This window comes from Lentzea kentuckyensis, assembly GCF_002150765.1.
GTDB lineage: Bacteria > Actinomycetota > Actinomycetes > Mycobacteriales > Pseudonocardiaceae > Lentzea > Lentzea kentuckyensis.
Genome location: NZ_MUYM01000079.1, coordinates 29,932 through 55,594, shown reverse-complemented (window position 1 = coordinate 55,594; position 25,663 = coordinate 29,932). Strand labels below are relative to the sequence as shown.

Annotated in this window: 21 protein-coding genes; 6 read left to right on the top strand and 15 right to left on the bottom strand. The window is 69.2% G+C overall.

The features are described from left to right. The coding region (locus B0F77_RS33460) for an ATP-binding cassette domain-containing protein (RefSeq protein ID WP_143467013.1) at positions 1-282 on the top strand (282 nt) is incomplete at its 5' end. On the opposite strand, the gene B0F77_RS33455 is transcribed toward B0F77_RS33460, so the two are convergent. Together B0F77_RS33455 and B0F77_RS33450 are read right to left on the bottom strand one after the other, a co-directional pair. Next, positions 255-701, bottom strand: a complete 447-nt coding sequence (locus B0F77_RS33455) for an Lrp/AsnC family transcriptional regulator (protein WP_045313945.1) — start codon at positions 699-701, stop codon at positions 255-257. The genes B0F77_RS33460 and B0F77_RS33455 overlap by 28 nt on opposite strands. Continuing rightward, on the bottom strand, positions 698-1,819 hold the full coding sequence (locus tag B0F77_RS33450; protein ID WP_086667023.1) for a M24 family metallopeptidase: 1,122 nt from the start codon (positions 1,817-1,819) through the stop codon (positions 698-700). The genes B0F77_RS33455 and B0F77_RS33450 overlap by 4 nt, the downstream gene beginning before the upstream one ends. Before the next feature lie 28 nt (positions 1,820-1,847). Between B0F77_RS33450 and B0F77_RS33445 the strand changes: the two genes are divergently transcribed. Both B0F77_RS33445 and B0F77_RS33440 read left to right on the top strand, forming a co-directional pair. Further along, the gene (locus B0F77_RS33445) at positions 1,848-2,792 is read left to right on the top strand and encodes a 5'-3' exonuclease (protein ID WP_086667022.1); all 945 of its coding nucleotides are present in this window, start codon (positions 1,848-1,850) and stop codon (positions 2,790-2,792) included. A 30-nt stretch (positions 2,793-2,822) separates the two neighbouring features. Next, the gene (locus tag B0F77_RS33440) at positions 2,823-4,559 is read left to right on the top strand and encodes a hypothetical protein (RefSeq protein WP_086667021.1); all 1,737 of its coding nucleotides are present in this window, start codon (positions 2,823-2,825) and stop codon (positions 4,557-4,559) included. On the opposite strand, the gene B0F77_RS33435 is transcribed toward B0F77_RS33440, so the two are convergent. The 12 genes from B0F77_RS33435 to B0F77_RS33380 form a co-directional block, all read right to left on the bottom strand. Then, the gene (locus B0F77_RS33435; protein WP_158102886.1) at positions 4,556-5,725 is read right to left on the bottom strand and encodes a GNAT family N-acetyltransferase; all 1,170 of its coding nucleotides are present in this window, start codon (positions 5,723-5,725) and stop codon (positions 4,556-4,558) included. The genes B0F77_RS33440 and B0F77_RS33435 overlap by 4 nt on opposite strands. Before the next feature lie 59 nt (positions 5,726-5,784). Continuing rightward, positions 5,785-6,471 carry a DUF4333 domain-containing protein gene (locus B0F77_RS33430; RefSeq protein ID WP_086667019.1) on the bottom strand — a complete coding sequence of 229 codons (687 nt, stop codon included), beginning with the start codon at positions 6,469-6,471 and terminating at the stop codon, positions 5,785-5,787. A gap of 109 nt (positions 6,472-6,580) precedes the next feature. Beyond that, a complete protein-coding gene (locus B0F77_RS33425) occupies positions 6,581-9,319 on the bottom strand; it encodes a DEAD/DEAH box helicase (protein WP_086667018.1) in 2,739 nt (912 codons plus the stop codon). A 135-nt stretch (positions 9,320-9,454) separates the two neighbouring features. Continuing rightward, complete coding sequence (htpG, locus tag B0F77_RS33420; RefSeq protein ID WP_086667017.1) at positions 9,455-11,296, bottom strand: molecular chaperone HtpG; 1,842 nt, start codon at positions 11,294-11,296, stop codon at positions 9,455-9,457. A gap of 44 nt (positions 11,297-11,340) precedes the next feature. Continuing rightward, positions 11,341-12,201, bottom strand: coding sequence for a diacylglycerol kinase family protein (locus tag B0F77_RS33415; RefSeq protein ID WP_086667016.1), 861 nt, complete (start codon positions 12,199-12,201; stop codon positions 11,341-11,343). After that, a complete protein-coding gene (gene tatC, locus B0F77_RS33410; RefSeq protein WP_086667015.1) occupies positions 12,198-13,160 on the bottom strand; it encodes a twin-arginine translocase subunit TatC in 963 nt (320 codons plus the stop codon). The genes B0F77_RS33415 and tatC overlap by 4 nt, the downstream gene beginning before the upstream one ends. 58 nt (positions 13,161-13,218) lie before the next feature. Continuing rightward, positions 13,219-13,506: a Sec-independent protein translocase subunit TatA gene (tatA, locus tag B0F77_RS33405; protein WP_086667014.1), complete on the bottom strand. Its 288-nt coding sequence runs from the start codon at positions 13,504-13,506 to the stop codon at positions 13,219-13,221. Continuing rightward, a complete protein-coding gene (locus tag B0F77_RS33400) occupies positions 13,499-13,771 on the bottom strand; it encodes a bacteriophage holin (RefSeq protein WP_169731018.1) in 273 nt (90 codons plus the stop codon). The genes tatA and B0F77_RS33400 overlap by 8 nt, the downstream gene beginning before the upstream one ends. A gap of 9 nt (positions 13,772-13,780) precedes the next feature. Then, on the bottom strand, positions 13,781-14,761 hold the full coding sequence (locus B0F77_RS33395; protein ID WP_086667013.1) for a helix-turn-helix transcriptional regulator: 981 nt from the start codon (positions 14,759-14,761) through the stop codon (positions 13,781-13,783). Next, positions 14,758-15,723, bottom strand: coding sequence for a helix-turn-helix transcriptional regulator (locus B0F77_RS33390; RefSeq protein WP_086667027.1), 966 nt, complete (start codon positions 15,721-15,723; stop codon positions 14,758-14,760). The genes B0F77_RS33395 and B0F77_RS33390 overlap by 4 nt, the downstream gene beginning before the upstream one ends. Positions 15,724-15,783: 60 nt before the next feature. Then, positions 15,784-16,611 carry an alpha/beta fold hydrolase gene (locus tag B0F77_RS33385; RefSeq protein ID WP_245848961.1) on the bottom strand — a complete coding sequence of 276 codons (828 nt, stop codon included), beginning with the start codon at positions 16,609-16,611 and terminating at the stop codon, positions 15,784-15,786. A 27-nt stretch (positions 16,612-16,638) separates the two neighbouring features. Then, positions 16,639-17,649 carry a beta propeller repeat protein gene (locus B0F77_RS33380; protein WP_086667011.1) on the bottom strand — a complete coding sequence of 337 codons (1,011 nt, stop codon included), beginning with the start codon at positions 17,647-17,649 and terminating at the stop codon, positions 16,639-16,641. An 86-nt stretch (positions 17,650-17,735) separates the two neighbouring features. Between B0F77_RS33380 and B0F77_RS33375 the strand changes: the two genes are divergently transcribed. Continuing rightward, entirely contained in the window at positions 17,736-21,941 is a 4,206-nt protein-coding gene (locus B0F77_RS33375; protein WP_086667010.1) for a wHTH domain-containing protein, read from the top strand. A gap of 3 nt (positions 21,942-21,944) precedes the next feature. Here B0F77_RS33375 and pafA read toward each other — a convergent pair whose 3' ends face one another. Beyond that, positions 21,945-23,303: a Pup--protein ligase gene (gene pafA / locus B0F77_RS33370; protein ID WP_086667009.1), complete on the bottom strand. Its 1,359-nt coding sequence runs from the start codon at positions 23,301-23,303 to the stop codon at positions 21,945-21,947. Positions 23,304-23,419: 116 nt separating this feature from the next. Between pafA and B0F77_RS33365 the strand changes: the two genes are divergently transcribed. Next, positions 23,420-24,784, top strand: a complete 1,365-nt coding sequence (locus B0F77_RS33365; protein ID WP_086667026.1) for a bifunctional phosphatase PAP2/diacylglycerol kinase family protein — start codon at positions 23,420-23,422, stop codon at positions 24,782-24,784. A 103-nt stretch (positions 24,785-24,887) separates the two neighbouring features. After that, positions 24,888-25,643 (top strand): IclR family transcriptional regulator, encoded by a 756-nt coding sequence (locus B0F77_RS33360; protein WP_086667008.1) that lies wholly within the window; start codon positions 24,888-24,890, stop codon positions 25,641-25,643. Positions 25,644-25,663: the final 20 nt, after the last annotated feature.

Sequence of the window (25,663 nt, the reverse complement as noted above, 5' to 3'; positions counted from 1 at the left end):
CTGGGGGCGCGGTATCCGGGGCAGGTGTCGTTCGGGCAGCAGCAACGGGCGGCCTTGGCCCGGGCCGTGGTGACTCGGCCTGCCGTGTTGCTCGCTGATGAGCCGACGGCGCACTTGGACGCCGCCAGCGCGGTGGCCGCCGTGGGGTTGCTGCGGCGGGTCGCGGACGACGGCGCCGCGGTGCTGATCGCCACGCACCACGACGCCGTGCACGCCGTTGCCGACCGCGTGCTCGTGCTGGCCGACGGCCAGGTTCAGACCGACGGCGGACGGTCCTCGTAGGGCGTGGAGAGGACCACGGTCGTGCGCGTGGAGACGTTCGCGGACTCCCGGATCTTCTGCAGAAGTTCCTCCAGCGCCGTGGGTGAGGCCACCCGCACGCGCAGGACGTAGGAGGCGTCGCCCGCCACCGAGTAGCAGGCCTCGATCTCGGAGAGATGTTCGAGGCGCTTCGGGTAGTCGTCGGGCTCGGCGGGGTTGATCGGGAAGAGCGAGATGAAGGCGGACATCGGCAGGCCGATCTCGGCGCCGTCCAGGCGGGCGGCGTAGCCCTTCACGATGCCGCGTTGCTCCAGGCGTTTCACGCGCTGGTGGACCGCGGAGACGGAGAGGCCCACCCGTTCGGCCAGGTCGGTGAAACTGCACCGGCCGTCGCTGGCCAGTTCCTTCAGGATCGCTCTGTCGATCTGCTCGAGGGTCAAAGCACCACCAGCTCGTGAGGTCGGTTGTTGAAGGACTCGACGCCGGTCTCGGTGGCGACCACGATGTCCTCGATGCGTGCGCCCCAGCGGCCGGGCAGGTAGATGCCGGGCTCGACGCTGAACGCCATGCCGGGTTCCAGCGGCAGCGCGTTGCCGCCGACGATGTAGGGCTCCTCGTGCACGTCCAGGCCGATGCCGTGGCCGGTGCGGTGGACGAAGTACTCGCCGAAGCCGGCGTCCGCGATGACGGAGCGCGCGGCTTCGTCGACCTGTTCGCACGTCACGCCCGGCCGGACGGCGTCGACGGCGGCCTGCTGCGCGGCCTGCAGGACGGCGTAGGTGTCCCACACGTCGTCGTACGACGGTTCGCCCATCACGTAGGTGCGGGTCGAGTCGGAGTTGTAGCCCTCGGCCACCGGGCCGCCGATGTCGATGACGACGACCTCCCCGGCCTCGATCACCCGGTCGGAGTCGCGGTGGTGCGGGGAGGCGCCGTTCGGGCCGGAGCCGACGATCACGAAGTCGGCGACGGTGTGGCCTTCCTCGACGATCGCGGCGGCGATGTCGCGGGCCACCTCACGTTCGGTGCGGCCCACACGGAGGAACTCGCCCATGCGCGCGTGCACCCGGTCGATCGCGGCGCCGGCCTTGCGCAGGGCGGCGATCTCCGCGGCGTCCTTGCGCATGCGCAGCTCGCGGATGATCGGGCCGGCCAGCGACTGCGGGCCGCCGATGGCGTTGCCGAGCTTGATGGTGTGCAGGGCGGGCATCATGTCCGCCACGGCCGTCCTGGTGCCCTTGAGCGCCGCCTTGACCAGCGCGTACGGGTCCTCGCCGTCGACCCACGTGACGACCTGGACGCCCAGCTCGTCAGTGGGGATGGCCGCGTAACCGGGCTGTTCCAGCTTCGGCACGACCAGCGTCGGCGTGCCGCCCACGGGCAGCGCGAGGCAGGTGAGGCGCTCGAACGAGTCGCCACCGGCACCGATCAGGTACCGCAGGTCCGAGCCGGGCGAGATGAGGAGGGCGTCGACGCCCGCCTGCTCGGCGGCTGTGGAGGCGCGGTCAAGCCGCGCACGCAGCGCGGACACGTCGATGGGCCCGGTGATCGTTGCCATGGGGAGAAGCCTAGTAGCTTGTGCATTTGTGAGCTCTCCCCTGGTGCTGCTCGACTCCGCGAGCCTCTACTTCCGGTCGTACTACGCGCTGCCGGACTCGATGACCGCGCCCGACGGCACGCCGGTGAACGCCGTGCGCGGGTTCGTCGACACGATCGCCCGCGTCATCACCGACCGCGGCGCCGACCGTCTCGTCGCCTGCCTCGACGCCGACTGGCGGCCGGAGTTCCGGGTGAAGGCGCTGCCGTCCTACAAGGCGCACCGTGTCGCCGAGGACGCGACCGACGGGTCCGAGGAGGTCCCGGACACCCTGACGCCGCAGATCCCGATCATCCTCGACGTCCTCGACGCGGCCGGCATCTGCACCGGCGAGGCGGCGGGCTACGAGGCGGACGACGTCATCGGCGCCCTCGCCCACCACGAGACCCGCTCACCCGTCGAGGTGGTGACCGGCGACCGCGACATGTTCCAGGTCGTGCGCTTCGAACCCACGCCCGTGCACGTGCTGTACGTGGGCCGCGGCTGGAACAAGGTCGAGATCCTCGGCCCGGAGGAACTGGCCGCGAAGTACTCGCTGCCCGTCGAGAACGCCGGCTCCGCGTACGCCGACATGGCCGTGCTGCGCGGCGACCCCTCGGACGGCCTGCCGGGTGTCGCGGGCATCGGCGAGAAGACCGCGGCCAAGCTCATCACCGAGTTCGGCTCGCTGGACGCCGTGCTGAAGGCCGTCACCGACCCGATGGACCGCAAGCTCACCACCAAGGCCCGCAACTCGCTCATCGCGGCCGAGGACTACCTGGCCGCCGCGCCCACGGTCGTTCGCACGGCCCTGGACGCGCCGGTCGTCAAGGACCGCGACGACGAGGTGCCGCGCGTGCCCGCCGACCCCGAGCGGCTGCTCGAGCTCACGCGGCGCTGGGGCCTGGGCAGCTCGGTGCCGCGGCTGGTGAACGCGATGGAACGGCGCCCGTAACGCCTTTTCCCGCCGAACGACAGCGAGGACGTGACGGATGCGCTGCGGCCGGTGGAACGCGAACTGATCGACCACGTCGAGCGCGGTGAGGTGTTCGACCTCGCCGGCGACTCACCCGTCGACGTGGACTCGATGAGGAGCTGGGACGAGTCGCGCACCATCCGCGCGTCGGTCGTCCGGGACATCATGATCGGCCGCCTCGCCCCGGACGCCGATCCGCTGGGCATCCGTCTGCGCGGCGCGCGCATCTCCGACCATCTGAACCTCGGCAACGTCCGCACCCAGGTTTGGCTGGAGTTGTACTGCTGCCTCATCGAAGAGGGCATGAACGCCCGCGACGCTCGACTCGCGGGCGTCGCGTTGTCCGGCTGCCACCTCGAGTACCCCGGCGACGTCCCGCTGAGTGCCTCCAGGCTCACGGCCACGATGGTGTGGATCAACGACGGCACGTCGGTCGAGGGAGACGTGTCCACCGCGGTGGACCTGACCAGCGCCCGGATCGACGCGCTGGACTGCAGGGGTGCCCGGTTTCGCACGGCCGACGGGCCCGCGCTCGACCTCTACAGCGCCAGGGTCGCTCACGACGTCCAGCTCTGCGCCGGATTCGAAGCGGTGGGTGCCGGCGAGTTCGGCACGATCAGGATGTCGGAACTGGAGATCGGGGGTTCCCTGTTCCTCCACGAGGCCGTGCTGCGCAACGACACGGGACCCGCGCTCAACGCGGAAGGACTCCGGGCCGGCGGCGACGTGCGCATGGGGAACGGCTTCGACGCCACCGGTGAGGTCGACCTCGCCACCGCGCACGTCACCGGCTATCTCGACTGCGACGGAGCGGTGCTGCGCAACGACTCGGGCCCGGCGCTGAACGGGGAGCTCCTGCGCGTCGACCGAGCGGTGTTCTGCGGAAACGGTTTCTCCGCCACCAGCAGCGGTCAGGCAGGGACCGTCCTGCTCCCCGGCGCGAAGTTCGGCCGGTTCGAGTGCACCGGCAAGATCCACAACGATTCGGGACCCGCGCTGGTCGCCGACGGTCTCCAGGTCGACCAGGACCTGACGCTGATCGGCTTCGAAGCCGTCGGTGGCGGTGCCGAGGACGCGGTGATCAGCCTGGGTGAAGTCGTGGTGCGGGGCTCTCTGCGGTTCGCGCCGGCCGTCCTGCGACACCGTTCGGACCAGCAACGACGGCTCTACGTGGACGGCCTCAGCTACCGGGGCGTTCCCTACGGCCTGCGCCACGAGGAGTGGCTGACGTTGCTGCGCGAAGGCACTCCCTTCTACGCGGCGCAGCCCTACCAGTACCTGGCCGCCGAGTACCGGGCGGTCGGCGACGACCGCGAAGCGCGCCGGATCCTGATGGACCAGCGTCGTGACCAGATCAGCCGGGCCATGACCGGCCGGGCCGAACGTGCCTGGGCGCGCTTCACCGGCCTCGTGCTCGGCTACGGCTACCAGCCGTGGCGCGCGCTGCTCGGCCTGCTCGTGGTGCTCGCCGGCGGCGCGGTGCTCGCGGTCGTGCTCGGCGGCGGCGGGCTGGTCCAGGTACGGGCGGGCGTCGCACCGGTCGCGTGCCCCGTGATCGACCGCATCGCCGTCGGGCTCGAACTGGGCACGCCGTTGATCAGCACACCCGCGCGCATCCGGTGCGAGGCGACGAACACCGGCGCGGGACAGGCCCTCACCATCGTCGGCTGGGTGCTCCGGCTGATGGCGTGGGCCTTCGCCACGTTGTTCATCGCCGGGTTCACCGGCGCGGTCCGCAAGACCTAGAAGAACGTTCCGCAGTAAGGCTTCTGCGCCACGGCGAACAACGCGTCGGCGTCGGCCAGACGGGTCCCCTCGATCCGTTTGGTGGCGGCGAGTTGCGAGAACGTGGTGTCGCCGAGGTAGACGGCACCGAGCAGGTCGACCGGGATCGTGATGTCGGCGGGCGCGTCCGTGCGCTCGGCACCGTCCGCCGACACCCGGTAGCGACCTTCGTTGGCAGGCAGCAACTCGTCCCGGACCTCCAGCACGACGGCGTCCGCAGCGCCGTACGTGCGGGCGGACAGCATGCGTGGCACGTCGACCAACCGCAGCCAGATCTCGTCGAACAACTCTTTCGTGTGGACGGCACGCGGGTCCTCGAAAAGCCACGACACCGGCTCGTCCAGGGCGATGTCGGCCTCGATCCGGCTGACGAGGTCCAACCGCACCGCATAGATCCACAGGTCGCGCCACACGTCGTCGTCCGCCCACACGAAGTCCTCAATGGACATCCGACACCTGTGGTTCTTGTCCTCGGACGTGGTGTAGGTCAGGAAACCGTCGTCGCCGCTTGGTCCACTGTGGATGATCGTGACCGAGTTCTTCGCCTCGCTGCCGCGGTCACGCGCCCGCGCCCACCAGCCCTGCCACCGCCCGATCTGGCCGGGCCGCGTCACGCCGATGACCTCGTGCAGCTCCGGCAGCAGCTTGTCCGCGGTGTCCTGGTCGATCATCCGCACGCGGCCGGTCATCTCGCCGGGGATCACCGCCCGCGTGGCGTCGATCTCGACGGTCCGCCACCGTCCGGCCAGGCCGTAGCCGAACCGGCCGTAGATGCGCCCCTCAGAGGCGCGCAGAGTGGCCACCGGATCAGGCAGCGTCGAGAGTTGTTCGCGCATCAGGGCGGTCAACACGCCGCGACGCGTGTAGTCAGCGCGTACACCCACGCGCGAGATAGCGGCGTGCGGCACAACGGCGCCACCAGGCAACACAAGAGAGGAGCTGTACGACTGGGTCGTCCCGATGATCTCGTCACCCTCGAACGCGGCGAACACGCGATCGGGCTCGTAGGAGGGCAGGACGACCTTCCAGTCGTCGTCCGAGGGAGGCGCCATGTGCATCGCGCGGCGGAACACCGTGGTGTGCGCGCGGAACTGCGCTTCGTCGTGGAGAACACGGATCTCGGTCACGCCCGCGATCGTGTCTCAGCACGACCGCGGGCGCACCTCAGTTTCCGCGGAGGAACGGATCAGCCGGTGGGCTGGCCCACCTCGTACTCGCCGTCCTCGGTCTTGACGACGATCTTGACCTTCTTGTCCTTGCCGCCGACCTGGACCTTGCACTCGAACGAGGTGTTGGGCTTGACCTCGTTCTCGCCGGTGCAGGTCGCGCTGCCGACGTCGGAGATCTTGTACTCGTCCTTGAGGATCTGGACGATGCCGGTCTGCACGGCGGTGTTGTCGAAGATCTTCTTCTTGAAGAACGCCGGTGCCACGAAGCCGGTGAACAGCACGCCACCGACGAGCAGCACGACGACCACCGCGGCGACCCAGATGGCCGCGCTGGACTTCTTCTTGGGCGGCACCGGCGGGCCGTAGCCCGGCTGCTGGCCGTACGGGTTGGGCTGCTGCTGGCCAGGCACGCCGTACTGCTGCGTCTGCTGGCCGTACGGGTCCTGCGCGGGCGTGCCGTACGGGTTCGACTGCGGCTGCTGGGGCACGCCGTACTGCTGCGTCTGCTGCTGCGACGGATCGAAACCGGGGTACGGCTGCTGACCCGGCTGGGGCTGCGGCTGGCCGTAGGGGTTCTGAGCCGGGAAGCCGCCGGACGGGGTGCCGGGAGGGAACCCGCCTCCGTAGGGCTGCTGCGGCTGTTGCGGCTGGCCCCAGGGCTGCTGCGGATCGTTCCCTCCGGACGGTCCGTACGGGCTGCTCATCTGTCGACCTCCGTGTGTACGACGTTGCGGCGCGATCCAATCACACCGTTGACGTCAGTCTTTACTCCGACTCGCAAAACCTTCGTCAGGGCTGGGTCACAGCTCTGGGTCACATCATCGCCACAACTCCGCGGCGCAGCGCGTCGACCGCCTTGGCTGCGGCCGTTCCGACGGGGTCCTGTCGGCCGACCACCTCACGGATCTGGTCCAAAAGGTCGATCACCTGCCGGCACCAGCGCACGAAGTCGCCGGCGCCGAGCTCGTTGCCACCGGCCTCGGCGGCGCTGAGCACCTTCTCCAGCGACTCGCCGCGCGCCCAGCGGTACACCGGCCACGCGAAGCCCGGATCCGGCTGGCGGGTGATGCGTTCCAGCTTGAGCCGGCGCTCGTCGTCCTCGATCTCCGCCCACAGCCGCACGGTCTTGAGCATCGCGTCCGACACCGCTCCCTGCGGCAGCCGCGCCTCGACCGGACCGTCCCGGCGCGCCTCGTAGACCAGCGACGACACCACCGCCGCGAGCTCCTCCGGCTTGAGGCCCTTCCACACGCCGTGGCGCAGGCACTCGGCGGCGAGCAGGTCCGACTCGCTGTAGAGCCTGGTCAGGCGCTTGCCGTCCGGCGTGACCTCCTCGGTCTCGCTGAGGTAGCCGCGTTCGCGCAGCAACGCCCGGATGCGGTCGAACTGACGCGCCAGCGAGTGCGTGGTGGCCGCGACCTTGCGCTCCAGCTGCTCGGTCTCGGCCAGCAGCCGGTGGTACCGCTCGCCCCACCGCGCGTGGTCCTCGCGCTGGTCACAGCCGTGGCACGGGTGCACGCGCAGGGCCCGGCGCAGCGTCGCGAGCTCGGGGTCGTCGTCCGCGGTGGTCTGCTTGCGGCCCCGCGACGGCACCGTGATGCCGGTGTTGCGGACGGTCGACGCGAGGTCGCGCCGCGACTTGGGCGAGCGCACGTCGACCTGCTTGGGCAGCCGGATGTGGCCCAGCACCTCGACCGGCGCCGGGAAGTCGGCCGACGTCAGCCGCCCGGACCAGCGGTCCTCGGTGACGACCAGCGGCCGCGCCTCGCCCAGCGGTTCGAGGCCGGGGTCGATGACGACGGCGAGCCCGGACCGGCGGCCGGACGGCACCGCGATCACGTCACCCTTGCGCAGCCGCTCCAGCGACTTGGCCGTCTCGATGCGGCGCGCGTTGGTGTTCTGCTTGGCCAGCTGCTTCTCGCGGTCCCCGACCCGGCGGCGCAGCGACGCGTACTCGGTGAAGTCGCCGAGGTGGCACGTCATCGCCTCGGTGTAGCCCGCCAGGGCCTCCTTGTTGCGCTCGATGCGGCGCGCCAGGCCGACGACCGACCGGTCGGCCTGGAACTGCGCGAACGACTGCTCCAGGATCTCGCGGGCGGCCGACGCGCCCAGCTGGTGCACGAGGTTGACGGCCATGTTGTAGCCGGGCCGGAAGCTCGACCGCAGCGGGTACGTGCGCGTGGACGCGAGCCCGCCGACCGCCTTCGGGTCGATCCCGGGCTGCCAGACGACGACGGCGTGCCCCTCGACGTCGATGCCACGACGCCCCGCCCGGCCGGTGAGCTGCGTGTACTCGCCCGGCGTGAGGTCGACGTGCGCCTCGCCGTTGTACTTCACGAGCTTCTCGAGCACGACCGTCCGCGCGGGCATGTTGATGCCCAGCGCGAGCGTCTCGGTCGCGAACACGACCTTGACGAGCCCGCGGACGAACAGCTCCTCGACCGTCTCCTTGAACGCGGGCAGCAGCCCGGCGTGGTGCGACGCGATGCCGCGCTCCAGCGCCTCACGCCACTCCCAGAAGCCCAGCACGCCGAGGTCGGCCTCCGGCAGGTCGCGCGTCTTCTCGTCGATGATCCGGCGGACCTGCTCGGTCTCCTCCGGCGAGTTGAGCCGCAGCCCGGCTCGCGCGGTCTGCGCGACCGCCGCGTCACAACCGGCGCGGCTGAACACGAACACGATCGCCGGCAGGAGACTGGCCGCGTCCATCCGCTGGATCATGTCGGTGCGCGACGGCGGCTTGAACCCGGTGTTGCGCGGCGCCCGCACCCCGCTGTTCCGGTTGCGCCCGCGACTGAACGGCACGTGGTACCGCGTCAGCTCCTCGGTCTTGCGCAGCACCTGCGAGTTGATCCGCGCGTGCGTCTCGTCGCCCTCGAACAGGTCGAGCATCTGGTTGCCCACCAGCATGTGCTGCCACAGCGGCACGGGCCGGTGCTCGTCGACCACCACGGTCGTGTCGCCGCGCACCTCGACCAGCCACTCGCCGAACTCCTCGGCGTTGCTGACCGTCGCGGACAGACCGACGACCTGCACGTGCTCCGGCAGGTGCAGGATGACCTCTTCCCACACCGGACCGCGGAACCTGTCGGCGAGGTAGTGCACCTCGTCCATCACGACGTACGCGAGTCCGTCCAGAGTGGACGAACCCGAGTACAGCATGTTCCGCAGCACCTCGGTGGTCATGACGACCACGGGCGCGTTGCCGTTGACGCTCGTGTCACCGGTGAGCAGGCCGATGCTCTCCGCCCCGTACCGCGCGGTGAGATCGGCGAACTTCTGGTTCGACAGCGCCTTGATCGGCGTCGTGTAGAAGCACTTGCGGCCCTCGGTCAACGCGAGGTGCACGGCGAACTCGCCCACGACGGTCTTGCCGGCACCCGTCGGGGCGCACACGAGCACGCCATGACCGTCCTCCAGGGCCTCGCAGGCCTGGCGCTGGAACGGGTCCAGCTCGAACGAGATGACGGAGCCGAAGTCGGTCAGCTTGGGCCGTTCAGCGCGACGCCGAGAGTCGGCGTAGGCCTCGGCCGGGGACCGCGAAGCACGTGACACCCCATCAGGCTTTCACATCGCACCGACAATCGCCGCCAAGATAGATTAACTTCAACCCACACTGAAACCACAGAGAACCATGAACGGCGCTTTCGTGGACCTGAAGTCCACGAAAGCGCCGTTCATGGCTTGTGGTCAGAACGTGCGCTGCACCCGGTCCGCGACCAGCTTCACGAACCGCGACGGGTCGGCGAGCTCGCCGCCCTCTGCCAGCAACGCCAGCCCGTAGATCAGCTCCGCGGTGTCCGCGAGCGACTCCCGTTCACCGTCCGCGAACGCCTTGTGCAGGCCCTCGACCAGCGGGTGCGACGGGTTGAGCTCCAGGATCCGCTTGATCTTCGGCAGCTCCTGGCCCATCGCCTTGTACATCTTCTCCAGCGTCGGAGTGATGTCGTGCGCGTCGCCCACCACGCACGCCGGCGAGGTCGTGAGGCGCGTGGACAGCCGCACCTCCTTGACGTTCTCCTCAAGAGAGGAGCCCATCCACGAGAGCAGGTCGCCGAACTCCTCGGCTTTCTCCGCCGCGGCCGACTTCTCCTCCTCCGTCTCCAGGTCCACCTGTCCCTTGGCGACGGACTGGAACTGCCTGCCGTCGAAGGCCGGCACCGAGTCGACCCACATCTCGTCGATCGGGTCGGTCAGGATCAGCACCTCGAAGCCCTTGGCGCGCAACGCTTCCAGATGCGGCGAGTTCTCCACGGCCAGCCGCGAGTCGCCGGTCATGAAGTAGATGTGCTCCTGGCCGTCCTTCATCCGCGACACGTACTCGGCGAGCGTCGTCAGCGAGTCCGCGGAGTGCGTCGAGGCGAACGAGCAGACCTCGAGGATCGCGTCGCGGTTGTCAGCGTCGGAGAGCAGGCCCTCCTTCAGCGCGGCGCCGACCTCGCCCCACAGCTTGGCGTAGTCCTCGGCGCGCGACGACTGCAGCGACTTGATCGACGACAGCACCTTCTTCACCAGCCGGCGGCGCATCAGCTGGATCTGGCGGTCCTGCTGCAGGATCTCGCGCGAGACGTTCAGCGACAGGTCGGCGGCGTCGACGACGCCCTTCACGAAGCGCAGGTACTCCGGCATCAGCTCGGCGCAGTCTTCCATGATGAAGACGCGCTTCACGTAGAGCTGCACACCGCGCTTGCCGTCCCGCATGAACAGGTCCAGCGGCGCCTGGGCCGGCAGGAACAGCAGCGCCTGGTACTCGAACGTGCCCTCCGCCTGCATGCGGATGGTCTCGAGCGGCGCGTTCCAGTCGTGGCTGATGTGCCGGTAGAACTCCGCGTACTCCTCGGGCGTCACCTCGGAGGCCGGGCGTGCCCACAGGGCCTTGCGGGAGTTGATGTCCTCGCCGCCGAGCCGCACGGGCCAGGTGATGAAGTCCGAGTACCGCTTGACGATCTCGCGGATCTTCGCCGGCTCGGTGTAGTCCGGCAGCTTGTCCTCGTCGTCGGACGGCTTGAGGTGCAACGTGACCGACGTGCCCTGCGGCGCGTCCTCGACGTCCTCGATCGTGTAGGTGCTCTCGCCGGTCGACTCCCAGCGGACGCCCTTCTCCGCGTGCGGGTACTTCGTCACGAGGGTGACCTTGTCGGCCACCATGAACGACGAGTAGAAGCCGATGCCGAACTGGCCGATCAGGTCCGAGCTCGACGACTGCTGTTCCTTGAGCTGCTTCAGGAACTCCGCGGTGCCGGACTTGGCGATCGTGCCGATGAGCCGCACGACGTCCTCGTGCGTCATGCCGATGCCGTTGTCGCGCACGGTCAGCGTGCGCTCGGCCGGATCGGACTCGATCACGATGTGCAGGTCGTCGACGTCGACCTGCATGTCCTTGTCGCGGAACGACTCCAGCCGCAGCTTGTCCAGTGCGTCGGAGGCGTTCGACACGAGCTCGCGCAGGAACGTGTCCTTGTTCGAGTAGATCGAGTGGATCATCAGCTGCAGCAGCTGGCGTGCCTCGGACTGGAACTCAAGCGTTTCCATGCATCCCCACCGAAAACAGAAAGCGGAACGAACAGCCCCGTAATCTACCGACCCACAACTGTGAGAGCGCCTGGAACCGTGCGAACCGAGACGGGCAGCGCCTCCTGGCGTTCGCCGTCGGCGTAAGCGATCCACCCGTTGCCACCGGACAACGACACCTCACGCGCGCGGAACGTCCGCACGGCCGGGTGTTCGGTGTGCTTACCCGTGCGCAACGTCGGCAGCATCCGCATCAGCATCGACCGGCTCGCGTGCTCCACCACCGTGACGTCGAACAGGCCGTCCGACGCGTCGGCGCCGGGGCACACCGGGATGCCGCCGCCGTAGTTCGGCGTGTTCCCGACCGCCACCAGCGTCGCGTCCAGTGAGTACGTGTCGGTCTCGGTCCTGACCAGCAGCGGAGCCGACTTCAGCGACGCCAGCTCTGCCAGGACCGCGAGGTCGTAGCGGCGTGGACCGGCGGGCCAGCGCATCGCGTTCGCCCGCTCGTTGACCGCGGAGTCGAACCCGGCGCACAGCACCGTCGCGAACCACTGCCCCGTCGACAGCCGCCCGAGGTCCAGCGTCCTGCGGGTGCCGTGCACGACGTCCTCGACCGACGCGGACCCGATCGCGGTCGCGAGGTCGTTGCCGGTGCCAGCCGGGACGATGCCCAGCGCCGTCGACGTGCCCGCGCACGCCTGGATGCCCAGGTGGGCGGCACCGTCACCGCCGAGCACGACCAGCAGGTCGACCCCGTCGGCGACCGCCTCGCGGGCCATCGCCAACGTCCCGGCGGCGTCGTGCGCGACGAGCTGCGTCAGCGACGACACGTGCGGACGCAGCCCGGCGGCGGTCGACCCGGCCATCCGGGCCGCCCGCCCCTTGCCCGACGCCGGGCAGACCAGCAGGGCTGCCCGCGTCACGTGGCGTCGTCGTAGTTCACGCGCTTCGAGGTGTCCGAAGCGACCGCCTTCTCGCCGGGGTCGTTGCCATCGGCGTCGGACGGCACGTAGTTGAACGGCGCTGCCTCGTCGTCGTCGAGAGCGTCCCAGCCCTCGGCCGCGCGCAGCTTGGCCTGGCGCTTGTCGTGGAGACGGGCGATCTGGATCGCCATCTCGAACAGCAGCGCGAGCGCGAGCGCCAGCGCGACCATCGAGATCGGGTCGGTGCCCGGCGTCGCGACCGCGGCGAACACGAACAGGCCCATCAGCAGGCCGCGCCGCCACTTGTTCAGCGTCTCGTACGAGATCACGCCCGCGCGGTTCAGCATCACGACCACCAGGGGCAGCTCGAAGCTCACGCCGAAGATGAACAGCATCGTGATGATGAACGAGACGTACTTGCCACCGGTCAGCGCCGTGATGAACTGGTCACCACCGAAGCTGATCAGCACCTGCAGGCCCTGCGGCACGACCCAGTAGGCCAGCACGGCGCCGGCCGCGAACAGGACCGCGGCGAAGCCGACGAAGGTGCGCGCGAACTTGCGCTCCTTCTGGTACAGGCCGGGCGTGATGAACGCCCAGAACTGGTACAGCCAGAACGGGCTGAGCAGCACCGCACCGGCCGCCGCACCCACCTGCAGCCGGATCATGAAGCTCTCGAACGGCTCCGTCTGCAGCAGCCGGCAGCCGGTCTCACCGGGGAACTGGACCCGGTACGGCGCGAGATCCGGCTGGCAGTACGGGCCGGTCATGATGTCGCCGAGCGACGGGATCGGGCCCAGCTTCACGGCGAACCAGATCCAGCCGAAGATGGCACCGATGGTGATGATCAACATCGCCATGCCGAGCCGATGCCGCAGCTCGTAGAGGTGCTCTTTGAGCGACATGGTGCCGTCGGCGTTGCCCCGACGGCGCTTGCCGCGTTCCCGGCGCTCGGCCATCCACCGGAACGGACTTGCCACCGCGCTAACCGTCCTTACAAGTCAGGAGACCGCAAGGTCAGTTGTTGGCCTTGTTCTGGGTGGTCTGCTCGATGGGAGGAGCGACCTGGGGCTGCTGCTGGACCTGCGGCTGGGCCGGCGGCAGCTGCTGGATCGGCTGCTGCACGGGCTGCTGCTGGACCGGCGCGTCGTCCGCGTCCTGGTCGCGCAGGCCCTTGGTCTCGGCCTTGAAGATCTTCGCCGACTTGCCGAGCGAACGGGCCATATCGGGAAGCTTCTTCGCACCGAACAGCAGAATGATCACCACTGCGATGATGATCAGCTCGGTGGGTCCGAGGTTACCCATGGGTGATCCTCCTGTCTCCCCCGCCACGACGATCGTACGCGGGGTTTGCCCTGGTGCGGGCCTGTACCGGACGCCGCCGCTGCGCGAAGGCCACCTTCAGCGCGGCAGTCCGCGCCTTCAGCAGTCCGACGCGATCGCCGACCCTGTCCCTCACCAGAGTGCGGGTGCGGGCGAATCGACGCAAGGATCGGATGACTCGGACCGAGATCGCGACCAGCACGATCAGGCCGATCGCGATCAGCGCGAGGGTCGGTGTTGACGGCACGAGCACACGTTATACGTCCTGGGTGGACAGCAGGTCATCTGCCCGCCGCAACGCCTCGCGGGCCTGCCGCACGACCTCGTCCGCGAGCTCGACCGGCTGCTCTACGTGCACGTCCCCGCCCAGTCCGAGGAGCAGACGGACCATCCAGGACGGGTCGTCGTAGCGCATGAGGACACGCGTGCGGCCGTCCGACAGCTCCGCCGCGTGGTCGACCGGGTAGTACTCCGCGACCCAGTGCGCGTCCGGTTCGAGGAGCAGGACCGCGATCTTCTGATCATCTCGCGGTTGGAACAACCCCTCCGATGTATCGGTCAATCGGGCGTGCGGCGGAGGCGACGACGGCTCGTCGAGAACCTCCACGTCGTCGATGCGGTCGAGCCGGAACAACCGCACGCCGAGCGCCGAGCGGCACCACGCTTCGAGGTACCCGCGCCCCTCCACGAGCAGCAGGCGCATCGGGTCGACCACACGGTCGCTCATCGCGTCGTGCGACTGCGAGTAGTAGCGGATGCGCACGGACCGTTCGCGCTTCACGGCGTCCTGCACGGCGGCCCGGATCTCCGCGGTCTCCCCACGCTCGAACGCGCCGAGCCCGACGACCATGCCCGCGGGCTGCGCCTTGCCGACCGCGGCCTCGATCTTGGCCAGCGCCCGCTGCACGGCGTCCGTGTCGACCACACCGGGCGTGTCCGCCAACGCCCTGAGGGCCACCAACAGCGACGCCGCCTCGGCCGCGGTGAGCCGCAGCGGCCGGTTCATGCCCGCGTCGAACGACACGGTGATCGTCTCGCCCTCGAACGACAGGTCGATCAGATCGCCGGGACCGTAGCCGGGCAGGCCGCACATCCACAGCAGCTCGAGGTCCTTGCGCAGCTGCTTGGGCGTGATGCCGAAGTCGGCGGCGGCCTCCTTGACCGTGATCGCGGGCCGGTTGAGCAGGTACGGCACGAGTGCGAGCAGCCGCGGCAGCCGTTCGTTCGACGCGGTCACCGCGCTCCTTCCAGTGCGCCCTGCAGGCGGTCGCGGACCGATTTGGCCAGCACGTCGGGTTCCAGCACCACGATGTCGGGCCCGAACCCGGCCAGCCACTTGGCCGCCGAGTCGGGGAACTTCAGGTCGATCTCGACGACGTCGCCGCCGTCGCGTTCGTCGACGATCTTGGCGTGCCGGCGCAGGCCCTGCGCCCGGTCCTTGGCCACCCAGATCTTGGCGGGCGCCGTGTGGTGCGGATCCACCTCGGTGCGCGCGATGAGGCTCATCAGGTCGGTGCCCTCTGGCACCTTGAACGCGCCGGGCTTGCCCACAGGCCGGACCGTGCCCACAACCCTGGACAGCCGGAAGCAACGCGTGTCGTCGCGCTCGCGGTCCCAGCCCACGAGGTACCACTTGCCGCGCCAGGCGACGACGCCCCACGGTTCGACGGTGCGTTCCTTCTGCCCGCCCGGCGGCGGCTTGCGGTAGTCGAACGCGACCACCTGCCCGGCCTGCACGGCCTGCAGCAGCGGCGGGAACGCGGGTTCGTTCGCCCGGACCTTGGGCTCGACGGCGGCCGGCGCGTCCTGGTCGACGTCCACCCCGGCGGCCCTGAGCTTGATCAACGCCCCGTGCACGGCGCCGGTGAGCTGCGGCGAGTCCCAGAGCCTGGCCGCCAGCGCCACCGCGGCCGCCTCGTCGGGTTCGAGGTCGATGTCACCGAGCTCGTAGTCGCGCCGCGCGATCCGGTACCCGTCCTCCGCACCCTCCACGTTGGACTGCCGGCCGGTCTCCAGCGGCACGCCGAGATCGCGCAGTTCGGACTTGTCCCTTTCGAACATGCGGAAGAACGCCTCGTCCGTCGGCGCTTCGTGATAGCCGGGGACGATGGCGCGGATGCGCTCCGCTGTCAGGTACTGACGGGTCGACAGCAGGCACAGCACCAGGTTGACAAGGCGTTCGGCACGTGCGATGGCCACGGACAAACCCTAACCCTGTGTGCATCGAAACCTTGACATCACCTGTTGTGAACGGTCCGTTCAGAGCAACGTCCGTAACTCCCTCACCAGCTCAACGGGCGCTTCCTCGGCCATGTGATGTCCACAGTCGAGGGCACGTACCTGCACGTCATCGGCCCATTCGGCCCACACGCCCGCGAGATTTTCGTACAACTCGCCGAGATCGTCCTTGGCCGCCCACAACGCCAGCACCGGACACGTGATCCTGCGCCCGTTCGCCCGGTCCTCGTCGTCGTGCTGCCGGTCGACCTCCAGCCCAGCCCGGTAGTCGCCGCACATCGCGACCACCGTCGCGGGGTCGTGGATGGCCCGCTGGAAGTCGGCCCAGTTCTCGACCCCCATCGCGAGCGGCGTGTCGTGGTAGCGCCCGCCGTAGAAGAGATCGGGGTTCTCGTTGATCATCGCGGCCGCGAGCTCCTGCTGCGCCAGGAAGAACCAGTGGTACCAGGCCCGCGCGAACCGCGCGTCGCACCGTTCGAGATGAGCCCCGATCGGCAGCCCGTCCAGCACCGCGAGCCGCGTGACCCGGTCCGGATGATCGAGCGCCAGCCGAATCGCCGCGGCCGCACCCCGGTCGTGCCCGACGACGGCGAACCGCTGATGGCCGAGGTCGTCCATCAGCGTCACGAAGTCACGGGCCATGGCCCGCTTCGAATAGTCACCCGGCTTGCTGGACTCGCCGTAGCCGCGCAGATCCGGACACACAACCGTGTGGTCCGTGGCGAGCAACGGCGCGACGCGATGCCACGTCGTGTGCGTCCGAGGGTGGCCGTGCAGAAGGAGGACCGGCGGCCCTGCACCACCGGTCCTCACTCGCAGCACGGCCTCGCCAACGTCCCTGCGACGCAACGAGAAACCCTCGAACACCTGCTTCGGCTACCCCGCTGCGGAGCGGCCGACACGTCCCTTTTCGCCAGACGCCCAGCAGGTGTTACCAACGCAGTCGACGGTGTCGAAGCTCCCGGTGTCCACAACCTTCCAGGACTTGCCGTCCTTGCTGGTGTCCGTACCCGACGGTCCCACCGCGACCAGTCCGTTGCCCCGATAGGCGATGCCCGACCGATACCCGAGCGGCGCCTGCTTCCCGGCCTTCCACCCGTGCCCGTCGTTGGTCGCGAACGCCGGCGTCGGATCGGTCGGCTTCTTGTAGTCCCCGCCGATCGCCACACCCCGCCACGGCGTCTTGAACGCCACCGCGAACACCCCGGCAGCCTCCCCTGACGGCAACGGCGTGTCCGACGCCTTCCACGACCGCCCACCGTCCCGCGACTCCAACACCCGTGCCTTCGCCCCGCCGCCGGTAGCGATCCACGCGTGGTTACCGGCCGTCGTCACACATTGGCCGGACGCCGCGAACGCGAACTCACCAGGCAACGCGTCCGGCATGCCCTTCGTGTCGTTGACGTGCCACGACCGACCACCGTCCCACGTCCTAAGCACCCGGAACTTGCCATCAACGGGGTCGCTCAGCGCCAGCCCGCGGAACCGGTCGAAGAACGCCACACAGTCGTAGAACGCGTTCGGGTCGGTGTTGCGAAACGACTCCTGCCACGTCTTACCGCCATCGGACGTGCGGTAGATCCGCGACGACTCACCAGGCCCGATCGACAGCGTCACGGCGTTGCGCGCGTCGAAGGCCTCGATGTCGCGGAACTCCAACGCCTCGGTGCCGGGCGGGCCGACCGACTCCCACTTGGCACCGCCGTTCGTGGTGCGCAGGACGGTGCCCTTCGAGCCACTGACCCACGCAACCTGCCCGGACACCGCGGACAGGCCCCGGAACTGGGCATCGGTGCCGGTCGGTTTGAGCTCCCAGTAGGAGGAGTCTGCGGACGCGACCCCGGGTAGAACCAGAAAAGCAGCGAGTGCCGCCGCAATGATCCTCATGCCGACACTCTTCACCGAGCCAGTGATCGCTTCCTAGCCCCGATCGGCGGTCGGCTCGACCTGGGGTCGAGGACGAAGATCTCCCCATGCCCGACAGCGACCTGCCTCCGCCGATCGACGCGAGCGGGCCGCGGCGGTCGTTCGGGGACGCGACGGCCCCGCACCCGTGGTCGATCGCCGCCGGCAACCACCTCGGCCAGTCGAACGAGATGCGGGCGGACACGCTCGCCGTCGTGCGGAAGCTGGCCGACGAGTGGGAGGATAGCCGTGCCCTGCTGGTGAGGGATCCGTGGCTCGACACCGAGTTCGCCGCCCGGTTCACCAAGCGCGTCCAGTGGAGCGCAGGACGTCTCCCGGCGCAGGACAAGCCCACCTTCTCCGATGCGGAGTCGGCCCTGCTGATCACGTTCCCCTACCTGCACCAGGCGTTCTGGGCGCGGCAGGCCGCGAGCACTCTCGCCGGAGCCGACCCGGCCGTCCTCGCGTTCACCGGCGATCGCACGGTGCCGGGGTTCAGCACGTTCGCCGCCAACCAGGGCATGCTGCACCGCCGGGGCACTCGTGCGTTCGAAGCCGGCGACCCCGCCGCTGACGGCATCGCGTGGTGGCTGTTCCACCAGTGGCTGGTGAACTACTCGAACTGCTACCACGCGGTCAACATCGCCGCGTTGCTCCCCGAAGATCCCGAGGAGCCGTTGAGGTCGGTGCTGACTCCGGCACGGCTGATGGAGCTGATGCGCGTCGTCCAGATCGCACCCGCCTTCCTGACCCAGTCCGACCGCCTCGACGGGTTGAGGCCGGTGGCCCACATCGAGGGCGGCAGCGAGATCGAGCAGGAGATCCGGGAGCAACTGCTCGGGCACCTGCTCGTCCTCGCCCACCGGATGGCGATCGACCCCGCAGTGCTGCATCGAGCGGTCGCCGACCACCTGGGCATCGATGACGGGGTGACTCCGGCAGAGGTGCTCAGGTCACTCAGAAACGTCACCTGGAGCGGCACGCGGACACGGGTGCTCACCGCCGAGTGCAGCCACGCCGCCACCGCCTTCGCCCTGCGCGAACAGGCCGCCGTGGTGGACTCGGTGCTCACCGACATCGTCGTGGCCTCGGAAGAACCGGGTCGGCTCCAGCCTCTCGGCGCCCTGCCGGTGCACGCCACGGCGGACGGCATCACGCTGGCGGCGAGCACCGACGACAACCGGCACCCGTCCGTTGCCCTGGGCCACCGGTTCCGGCTGTCAGACCACCGGGTCCAGGAACTGCTCATCGGAGACCAGCTTTACGGAACGCCCGAACTCGCCATCCGCGAGCTTTACCAGAACGCGCTCGACGCGTGCCGTTACCGCGGGGCGAGAACGGACTACCTGGTGAAGACCCGCCACGAGGTGGAGCCGTGGACCGGCCGGATCGGTTTCCGGCAGGACGTCGACGAACGCGGGCGCCCGTTCCTCGAGTGCGCGGACAACGGCATCGGCATGGGTGAGCGTGAACTGGTGGACGTGTTCTCTCAGGCAGGTGTCCGGTTCACCGACCTCCCGGAGTACGTCGAGGAACAGGCGGACTGGGCTGCCGTGGGGATCGAGTCCTACCCCAACAGTCGCTTCGGCATCGGCGTCCTGAGCTACTTCATGCTCGCCGACGAGGTCACCGTCACGACCTGCCGGCTGAGTCGCGGCGGCGGCCCGGGACGCCGGCTCGAAATGCACATAGCCGGTCCCGGTGCGCTCTTCCGCGTGCGCGACGTCGGCCAGGGCCGTGAGGCGGGCACCGTCGTCCGGTTGTGGCTGCGGCGGACCGGCATCCCGGTGCACTGCACGGAACTGCTGCGCCGGATCCTCTGGGTCAGCGACTACCTGGTCACCTCCGACGACCTGAGCGGCCGCCACACCTGGGAGCCCGGCCAGTTGTCCCCGATGGCCCCGATCGGCTCGGACGCGCTCGCGCCGGACGCACGCCGCACTGCCGATCGGGTCGTCACGGCGGAGTTCGGCCTAATCTGGTGGTGCGACACGAACGGCGCGGTTCTCTCCGATGGGATCTGGGCGGGCACCCGCTTGTTCGGCGCGATCGTGAACCTCACGAGAAACGCCCTGCCCCGGCTCACCGTCGACCGCAAGACGATCATCGATCTCGACCGGTCGGCGGTGGAGGACCGTCTTCGCGCCGCGACCGAGGCGCTGCTGCGGGATCCGGCGGACTCGCCGTTGTCGCACTCCTGGCTGTCGACTCTCGTAGACGACATGCCCAGACTCGCCGACGAGATCTGCGAGCGCGCGATCGAGGCCAGGTACCGGCCATGGCTGATCGCAGGGAGGGAGATGCCGATCGAGATCGTCGGCTGCTTCCCCGAGGACGAGCAGACGTTGTCGACGGGCCGGATGAACCTGCGCGACCTGAACGACCACATAGGTGCTTGGCGGCTGGCCGCGTGGCTGCACGCCAACCCCGAGCTGGCTCCGTGGGCAGCCCCGGACACCACCGTGGTGCCGGCGCTCCCGTCGGACGGCATCATTCTGTCCGAGTCGGCAGACGGGGGTCTCGGACGACCATGGCTGGACACCTTCGCACCACCGGACCTGGGGCATGTTCTCTCCGCGGCACTTCGCGCGCACCGCTCGCCGACCGAGGTTGCCGAGCGGCTGCGGGAACTGGGCCGTCCGGTACCAGACGGCGTTCAGCTGCCCGGCGACGTCGAAGCGACGGACTCTCTGCTGCTCAGCGGGCACTACCCCGGTAAACCGCCCTGGCTGCGGACGGACAAGCCCGTCCGGCACGATCAGGTGTTGGTGGCGGCGATCAACTCCGGGCTCACGCCGCACGCCGCCGCGCAACGGCTGATCGACCTGGGATACGACGTTCCCACCTTTGCCCAACTGCCCGCCGTCGTCCATCCCGTCGACAAGGCGCTCGTGAGTTTTGACGTTGCGACGGCCAGGCGCCCACTGGGCGAGACCGTCCCGGTCGCGCACATCATGTCGGTGGCGGCCAAGGCGGCCCGGACGCCTGCCGAGGTGGCACGACGTCTCAGAGAACTCGGATATGCCACTCCCTCCCCGGAGGAACTACCGCTCGATCACGACCCCCAGGACGAAACGGTCTTCGCCGAACTCACGATGCGCCCGTTCAGTCGTGCGCCCGATCCGGTCCCGCTGAGGTACATCACTACCACCGCGCTGAAATCCGGCCGTTCACCCGCGCGGATCGCGGCCAGACTGGCTCAGGTGGGGTTCGCCGTGCCGTCGGAGACAACCCTCCCCGAGTCCGTCACGTCCACGGACCACGTGCTGGTACGGGAGTACAACCTCGCCGAGCCGAGCTCGGACTGGGTGCGCCTAAACGAAACCGTTGAAATCGGCGACGTGCTGTCCGCCGCGCTGAAGACCGACACATCTCCCGCGGACGTCGCGCGGCGACTCACCGCGCTCGGCTTCACGCCACCACCGCTCGACCTGCTGCCCGACGAGACCGACGTCAACGATCTGGTGCTCGTCTCCACCTCGATCGGACGCGACCGCGGCGTCGTCTACGAGCGGAACGCCTGGCTGAAAACTGGACAGCGGGTGCATCCTCAGCACGTCCTCATCGCGGCAGCCAAGACCCGGCAGGCGCCCCGGAACGTTGCCCGCAGGCTCGCGGAAATGGGCTTCGACACACCAGCGGACGACCTGTTCCGGTCCGGCGTCGGCGGGGACGAGGTAGTTCTGCTCAGCGTGTTCCTCGACGGCAAACCACCATGGCTCCTGCCGGACCACCCCGCGCTCGCGCGGACCGGCCTCACGCTGCCGCTGGGCCACGTACTCGCTGGTGCGGCCCAGCTCGGCAGGTCACCGGCCGAGGTCGCGGAACGAATCACGCGACTCGGCCTGCGAGTGGAAGAGGCGGAGGTACCCCAGCGGATCGACCCGATCGACGCCCAGCTGCTCAACCGGGCCGTCGAGACCTCCAGCTGGGCGATCTTCCACCAGACCGAATTCCCCTGGCTCAGCGCGACAGCGTCTCCCGGCCGGCTTCACCTGCTGATCGCCGCGAGCAGGACGGGCTTCCCGCCCGCAGACGTTGCCCGCCGGCTGGCCGCGCTCGACATTCCTGTCGAGACAGCACACCTCCCCGCTGCCGTCGACAAGAACGACCTGATCCTGCTGAGTAAGGATCTGAGAGGCGAAGAACGGTTCAGGTCGCTCGACGACCCGTTCCCGAGGGGCCAGGTGTTGTCCGCTGCCCGTCAGACGCGGACAACACCCGGCGAAGTGCTGGAGCGCATCCGCGCCCTCGGCTTCACGCTCAGCGAGTGAGCACTACAGCGACGAGATGAGGCGCTCGACGCGCTCGTCCACCGCCCGGAACGGGTCCTTGCACAGCACGGTGCGCTGCGCCTGGTCGTTCAGCTTCAGGTGCACCCAGTCGACGGTGAAGTCGCGACCGGCGGCCTGCGCGGCGGCGATGAAGTCACCGCGCAGCTTGGCCCGCGTGGTCTGCGGCGGGGTGTCCTTGGCGGCCTCGATCTCGCCGTCGTCGGTCACGCGCTCGACCTGGCCCTTGCGCTGCAGCAGGTCGAACACGCCGCGGCCGCGCCGGATGTCGTGGTAGGCGAGGTCGAGCTGGGCGATGCGCGGGTTGGACAGGTCCATGTTGTGCTTGGCCATGTACCGCTCCATCAGGCGGTTCTTGATGGCCCAGTCGATCTCGCGGTCGATCTTCGTGAGGTCCTGCGACTCGACGGCGTCGAGGGTGCGGCCCCACAGTTCGAGGACGCGCTGCGCCATCGGGTCCGGGGAGCGCTTGGCGACGTGCTCGACGGCCTTCTCGAAGTACTCGCGCTGGATGTCGAGCGCGGAGGCTTCCTTGCCGCCTGCCAGCCGGACCGTGCGGCGGCCGGTCAGGTCGTGGGAGATCTCGCGGATGGCGCGGATCGGGTTGTCCAGGGAGAAGTCGCGGAACTGGACGCCCTGCTCGATCATCTCCAGCACCAGGTTGGCGCTGCCCACCTTGAGCAGCGTCGTCACCTCGGACATGTTCGAGTCGCCGACGATGACGTGCAGGCGCCGGTAGCGCTCGGCGTCGGCGTGCGGCTCGTCGCGGGTGTTGATGATCGGGCGGGATCGGGTGGTCGCGGACGACACGCCCTCCCAGATGTGCTCGGCGCGCTGGGAAAGGCAGTAGACGGCGCCGCGCGGGGTCTGCAGCACCTTGCCGGCACCGCAGATCAGCTGGCGGGTGACCAGGAACGGCAGCAGCACGTCCGCGATGCGGGAGAACTCGCCGGCCCGTGCGACCAGGTAGTTCTCGTGGCAGCCGTAGGAGTTGCCCGCCGAGTCGGTGTTGTTCTTGAACAGGAAGATGTCCCCGCCGATGCCCTCGTCGGCCAGTCTGCGCTCGGCATCGACCAGGAGGTCTTCGAGGATCCGCTCGCCCGCCTTGTCGTGCGTGACGAGCTGGGCCAGGTCGTCGCACTCGGCCGTGGCGTACTCCGGGTGCGAGCCGACGTCCAGGTAGAGCCGGGAACCGTTGCGCAGGAACACGTTGGACGAACGTCCCCAGGAGACGACCCGGCGGAACAAGTACCGCGCGACCTCGTCCGGGGACAGACGACGCTGCCCGTGGAAGGTGCAGGTCACCCCGAATTCTGTCTCAATGCCGAAGATCCGCCGCTGCATCCCTCAACAGTAGGCGACTCCTACGCCGTGCAGGGTGATCCGTTCGGGCGGCACGCCGGTTGCGGTTTAGTGTCGGAGGGGTGTGGAAACGGGTCAGCGCTCTCGACAAGAAGCTCATGAGCTCCTCTGCCGGACTGCCTCCGAGCAGGTTCGACAGGGGTATGAAGCGACTTTCCAAGGCCGCCAACCACAGCTTGTTGTGGTTCGTGATCGCCGCAATCCTGGCAACCGGGAAAGGCTCGTTCCGGCGGGGCGCGATGAGGGGGCTCGCGGCCATTGCCGGGGCCTCTGCCAGCGCGAACCTGGTCGGGAAGTCACTTTTTCCACGACGCCGGCCCGCCGCTGATCTGCTCGCGGTCGAGCGCCGGCTGTCCAAGCGGCCGACCTCGTCGTCGTTTCCGTCCGGTCACTCCGCGTCAGCCACCGCTTTCGCCACGGCGGTGGCCATGGAATCTCCCAAAGCAGGCGTGGTGGTCGCACCGATCGCGGCGGCCGTGGCGTATTCACGCGTTCACACGGGCGTGCATTGGCCAACGGACGTTGCGGCCGGTGCGGCGGTGGGTGTCGGTGCCGCGATGCTGACTCGCCGTTGGTGGCCTTTGGGGATGAACGAGCCCGCGTCGGCCTACGAACACGCCGACCTGACGTCGCTGCAGGAGGGCGACGGGCTGGTCGTGGTGGTGAACCCGCACTCGGGAATCGGCCCGGACCCGACGCCGCAGATCACCGAGGAGTGGCCGAAGGCCCAGGTCGTCTCGATCGCGGAACTGGCCGACCTGCCCGACGCGAAGGCGCTGGGAGTGGCCGGTGGTGACGGGACCGTAGCCGCCGTGGCGGCCATCGCTGCTGAGCGCGACCTACCGCTGGTGCTCATCCCCTCCGGCACGTTGAACCACTTCGCGCGTGACGTCGGTATCACCGGTCTGCACGACACGGCTCAGGCAGTCGCGGACGGCGTAGGTGTGCGCGTTGATCTGGCGCAGGTCAACGGCCAGTGGTTCGTGAACACGGCATCGCTGGGCGGCTACCCGGACATGGTGCGCATTCGCGAGAAGCTGCAGAAGCGCTGGGGCAAGTGGCCGGCGGCGGCGATCGCGCTGTTCCGCGTGCTGCAGCGGGCCAGGCCGCTGGAGATGACCATCGACGGCGACAAGCACCTGGTGTGGCTGCTGTTCGTCGGCAACGGCCCGTACCGGCCCAAGGGGTTCGCGCCGACGATGCGGCCACGGCTGGACGACGGGCTTCTCGACGTGCGGTACGTACGGGCAGATAGGCAGTTCTCGCGCACCAGGTTCTTCCTGGGCGCGCTGCTCGGGGCGTTGGAGCACTCGCGCACCTACAAGCACCTCGAAGTGGCCTCGTTGAACGTCGAGGTGCACGGCGCGCCGATCTCGATCGCCACAGACGGCGAGGTCCGCGAACGAGCCACCCACTTCAAGTTCCGCTCCCGAGCCGCCGCCCTGGGCATCTACCGCCCCTGACTGACGGCACGCGGGGCCCCCGCGTGTGCCAGAAGTACACGTAGGGTCCCCGCGTGCACTTTGGTGTTCGACATTGTCGAATGCGTGCAGGTAGGGTCGTGTTGTGCCCGGACCCATTCAGTCCATTCAGCGCGCGGCGGAGGTGCTCAAGCTGCTCGCGCACGGCGGCGCGCACCAGTTGAGCGTCGGCGAGCTCGCCCGCGCCCTCGACCTGGCGAAACCGACGGTGCACGGCATTCTGCGGACGTTGCAGGAGGTCGGGTTCGTCGAGCAGGAGGTCGAGGGCGGCAAGTACCGCCTGGGCGCCGCGCTGTTCCAGATCGGCACCTCCTACCTGGACGGCAACGAGCTACGCGCCAAGGCGTTGAACTGGTCGGACACGCTCGCCATGCGGGCGCGCGAGGCGGTGCGGATCGGTGTGCTGCACGGCAAGCACGTGCTCGTCGTGCATCACGTGTTCCGGCCGGACAACAGCCGGCAGACGCTCGACACCGGCGCGCTGCTGCCGTGGCACGCGACCGCCCTCGGCAAGGCGCTGGTCGCGTTCGGCGAGTGGCCGGACGGCGACCTGCGGGACTTCACCCGGCACACCCTCAACCCCGACGAGCTGCACACCGCGATGAACGAGGTCCGCGACCGCGACTGGGCCTACGACCTGCAGGAACTCGTCGAGGGCGAAGCCTCGGTCGCCGCTCCGATCCGGGACCGGCGCGGCGTCGTCGTGGGCGCGATCGGCATCTCCGGACCGGTCGAGCGGCTGTGCGAGTCACCCGATCAGCCGCCCCGCCTCGAACTCGTGTCCTACGTACGTGAGGCAGCTCGCAGTGTCTCCAGGGAGCTCGGTGGCCTCGCCTGGTAGTAACCTGACACCGTTCGACA

Excerpts from the sequence above, each read along its gene's own strand:
- B0F77_RS33450 (WP_086667023.1), bottom strand. The coding sequence starts at position 1,819 with ATGGCAACGATCACCGGGCCCATCGACGTGTCCGCGCTGCGTGCGCGG.
- B0F77_RS33365 (WP_086667026.1), top strand. The coding sequence starts at position 23,420 with ATGAGCTCCTCTGCCGGACTGCCTCCGAGCAGGTTCGACAGGGGTATG.
- tatC (WP_086667015.1), bottom strand. The coding sequence starts at position 13,160 with ATGGCCGAGCGCCGGGAACGCGGCAAGCGCCGTCGGGGCAACGCCGAC.
- htpG (WP_086667017.1), bottom strand. The coding sequence starts at position 11,296 with ATGGAAACGCTTGAGTTCCAGTCCGAGGCACGCCAGCTGCTGCAGCTG.
- pafA (WP_086667009.1), bottom strand. The coding sequence starts at position 23,303 with ATGCAGCGGCGGATCTTCGGCATTGAGACAGAATTCGGGGTGACCTGC.
- tatA (WP_086667014.1), bottom strand. The coding sequence starts at position 13,506 with ATGGGTAACCTCGGACCCACCGAGCTGATCATCATCGCAGTGGTGATC.
- B0F77_RS33430 (WP_086667019.1), bottom strand. The coding sequence starts at position 6,471 with ATGAGCAGCCCGTACGGACCGTCCGGAGGGAACGATCCGCAGCAGCCC.
- B0F77_RS33375 (WP_086667010.1), top strand. The coding sequence starts at position 17,736 with ATGCCCGACAGCGACCTGCCTCCGCCGATCGACGCGAGCGGGCCGCGG.
- B0F77_RS33380 (WP_086667011.1), bottom strand. The coding sequence starts at position 17,649 with ATGAGGATCATTGCGGCGGCACTCGCTGCTTTTCTGGTTCTACCCGGG.